Annotated in this window: 1 protein-coding gene; it reads right to left on the bottom strand. The window is 71.2% G+C overall.

All coding sequences use genetic code 11. The features are described 5' to 3' along the window. On the bottom strand, window positions 1–401 hold a 401-nt coding region (locus tag FVA95_RS29325), incomplete at its 3' end, for a leucine zipper domain-containing protein (RefSeq protein ID WP_149666943.1). Window positions 402–521: the final 120 nt, after the last annotated feature.

The following is a 521-nucleotide window of genomic DNA, read 5'->3' as shown; positions in this document are numbered from 1 at the left end:
GGGTGGGGGTGCTCGTAGCGGCGCAGCGGCTCCCCGGTGCCCCGGTCGATGTGGGAGAGCCGGTTGATCCGACAGCGCACCAGGACCGCGTGCACGGTCGAGGCGGCCATGCCCAGGCGCCCGGCGATCTGGACCGGGCCCAGCCGGTGCCGCCAGCGCAGCCGTACGATTCGCCGCACCAGACCGACACGGGTCTTCGTCGGTGAGGACCTCGGCCGTGAGCTGCGGTCGGCCATCCCCGCCGGCCCCTCGGCCCGGTAGCGGTCGGACCACTTCTTGGCGGTCCGCGCGGAGACCATGAACAGTGTCGCGGCCGCGGTGTGGGTCCAGCCGTGCTCGACGACGAGTTGAGCGAGCCGCAGCCGGGCGCGCGGGGTCAGAGCGGCGTTAGCGTGGGACACGAAGGCCTCCGGTGGGTGAAGCGGTTCCTAGACAGCTCCACTTCACAACCGGAGGCCTTCGTCTGTCAGCCAGACTCACCGCCCCCGGACGGGACAACCTCCCTGGACATCACACCTAGT

The organism is Pseudonocardia sp. EV170527-09 (assembly GCF_008369905.1).
In the GTDB taxonomy this organism is placed as follows: Bacteria; Actinomycetota; Actinomycetes; order Mycobacteriales; family Pseudonocardiaceae; genus Pseudonocardia.
Note: the sequence above shows the minus strand (reverse complement) of the source record. Positions and strands in the feature narration are given on the sequence as shown.